Origin of the sequence: Corallococcus terminator (assembly GCF_003611635.1) — a bacterium.
GTDB classification, from domain to species: Bacteria; Myxococcota; Myxococcia; order Myxococcales; family Myxococcaceae; genus Corallococcus; species Corallococcus terminator.
Genome location: NZ_RAVZ01000604.1, coordinates 1 through 2,506, shown reverse-complemented (window position 1 = coordinate 2,506; position 2,506 = coordinate 1). Strand labels below are relative to the sequence as shown.

General features: G+C 70.6%; 3 protein-coding genes. 1 reads left to right on the top strand and 2 read right to left on the bottom strand.

What is annotated here, in order from left to right; all coding sequences use genetic code 11:
• The coding region (locus D7V88_RS40625) for a hypothetical protein (RefSeq protein WP_244238667.1) at positions 1-686 on the top strand (686 nt) is incomplete at its 5' end.
• Positions 687-762: 76 nt separating this feature from the next.
• Here the strand turns inward: D7V88_RS40625 and D7V88_RS40620 are convergent.
• Together D7V88_RS40620 and D7V88_RS40615 are read right to left on the bottom strand one after the other, a co-directional pair.
• On the bottom strand, positions 763-1,698 hold the full coding sequence (locus D7V88_RS40620) for an acyl-CoA dehydrogenase family protein (protein WP_120545840.1): 936 nt from the start codon (positions 1,696-1,698) through the stop codon (positions 763-765).
• Between the two features lie 51 nt (positions 1,699-1,749).
• Positions 1,750-2,436 carry an SET domain-containing protein gene (locus D7V88_RS40615; RefSeq protein ID WP_120545841.1) on the bottom strand — a complete coding sequence of 229 codons (687 nt, stop codon included), beginning with the start codon at positions 2,434-2,436 and terminating at the stop codon, positions 1,750-1,752.
• Between the last annotated feature and the right edge of the window lie 70 nt (positions 2,437-2,506).

The window sequence follows — 2,506 nt, the reverse complement described above, 5'->3', positions numbered from 1 at the left end:
CCGCCGCATCCTCCGCAGCCACCACTCGCACGCAGGCCCCGGCCGCGCAGACGACCCGCTCCAATCAGGTGACGCAGGTGTCGCGCGCGGAGGTGCTCAACCGCGCGGAGCTGGCCCGGGTGCGCTCGACGCAGCCGCCGGTGGCGCCGACGCCGGGCTCGTGGCGTGGCGGCGCGAACACCGAGGTGGGTCGCGCCATCCAGACGATGCGCTCGCGGCTGTCGGACGTGAACATCAGCATCAAGGGTGACACGCCGCAGAGCCTGTTCGACCGCGCCATCCTGGACAACAAGCACGTGACGAACGAGCAGATCCTGGAGATGTCCAAGGTGACGCTGGAGCAGCTCGCCACGGACCCCAAGGACCGCGCGAAGGTGTTGGAGAAGGTGCCCAACGCGCGCGAGCTGCCGGTGCACAAGTTCACCGTGGCGATGCTGTCCGCGGTGACGGGCATCGACCGCGCGAAGCTGTCGGAGGCCTGTCCGGACCTGGGCCTCACGGGCGCGCCGGGCACGCCGCTGCTCTACGCGGCCAAGACGGAGCGCATGCAGCGCTCCACCGCCCTGCACGACTTCACCGACTACATGCGCGGCGCGGGCGTGAAGGGCATGAACAAGGCCGTCTGGGGCGTGGAGAACCGCATCCTCTCCGCCATCGTCTCCGCGGCGGGCGGCGGTCGGTACTGAAGTCGTCGTAGCCCCCGGGCTCACGCGCAGGAGGCGGCTCCAAGCCCCTCCCGCGCGGGCCTTCGCGGGGTGAGCCTCAATCCTCGCCAGTCCCACCGGCCAGCTTCTGCCGCGCGGACTCCAGGCGCTTCACGCGCACCTTCGCGGCCAGGTCGAGCACGCGCCGGTCGCGCTGCCACTTCTCCCGCGTCTCCACGTCCACGCCCTCCCAGGCCGTCTCGCAGCGCTCCAGCGCGCGGTGCATCTGCGCGAGCGCTCCGCCCAGCGCCACGTGCACGCCCGGGTCGCTCGGGTCCTCCTGCGACAACGCACGGATCAGCACCGCGTTGGCGACCAGCTCCTCGCGCAGCGCCACCGGCCAGCCACACCTGCGGCCCACCTTCACCAACCAGCCCAGCACGGCCAGGTTGACGTGGCAGTCCTCCACGGTGCGGAACGGCCGCAGGTAGCGCGTGTAGCCGTCCCCGGGCAGCACGTCCTCGGGGGCCACGGCGACGCCCTCCAGCCGCAGCGCCGCGTGGGGCACCTCCGGCACGAAGCCCAGCGGCGGCAGCGGCTCCACCCGCACCCCGGGCTTCGTCGCGTCCACCACCACCATGCGCAGGCGGTTGCGGCCCTGCGCGTCGCGGCCCTCGGTGGCCACCACCAGCAGGAGCTCCGCGTGCGTCCCCAGGGTGACGTAGGTCTTCGTCCCGTCGAGCGTCCAGCCCGCGCCGGCCGGCGTGAGCGTGGTCTCGATGGCGGTCGGGTGCCCTCCCCCCGACTCGGTGGCGCAGAGCGCGACACGCCGGTCCGCGGGAAGTGGGGGGAAGAGCGAGCGCAGCGCGGCGTGGTAGCCGGAAGCGAACGCGAACCCCAGCCGGTCCGCCCGGAACCCGCTGGCGAGCGCCAGGTCCGCGGGGGCCGGGAAGCGCGGCAGCACCGCGAGGTGCCGTCGCCACCAGGCCTCCACTGAATCGAGCGCGGGTGAGTCGGGAGCTTCGGTGAGCAGGAAGCGCAGGACGTCTTTCACGCCCCCACTCTAATGCCCACCTCCGGAACGCGCGCGGCCGTTTGGCGGACTTCAGCCCGCCGCGCGGCGGCCACGGCCCGCGGTCTTCGCGCGCTTCGTGCCCCGCTGCCTGGTCGCGGCGGACTTCGACTTGGAGGCCGGCCGGGACTTCGACTTGGAAGGGGCCTTCGACTTGGAAGCGGCCTTCGACTTGGAAGCGGCCTTCGACTTCGACGCGGCCTTGGACTTCGACGGGGCCTTGGCGGCGCGCTTGGCCTTGCTCACGGGCTTCTTGCGGCGCGCGGGGGCCTTCGTCTCCGGGGCGAGGATGGTGCCCCTGCACGAGGGCGTGCCACAGCGGCAGACGTACAGCCCTTCCGCGTCATCGCCCATCTCCGGCGTGCGCTCGTAGGCGTAGTCGTACGTCAGCTCCTCCCCCGGTTCGATGGCGCGCAGCGCGTAGATGTGGATGTGGCCCTTGTCGATGAGCGACTGGCAGTTGGGCTCGCACGAGTGGTTGATGTAGCGCGACTCGTTGTGCAGCGTGCCCGCGTCCAGGACCGTGTCGTCGTCCAGGTTGAAGAGGAAGGTGTGGTGGCGCTCCATCGACTCGTCGTCGTAGCGCGCGTCCGCCTGGGCCTGGGTGAGGCGCTCACCGATGTACTCGATGATGCGCGCCCCCTTGCGGATGCGGCGGGTGACGAAGGCACCAAGTCTGCCTCTTATACAAATCTCCGAGCCCACGAGACCGGAGCCTATATCGTATGCCGTCTTCTGCTTGAAAAAAAAAAAAAAGAAGACCGTAGAAGACAGAAACAAGGCCAGCTGC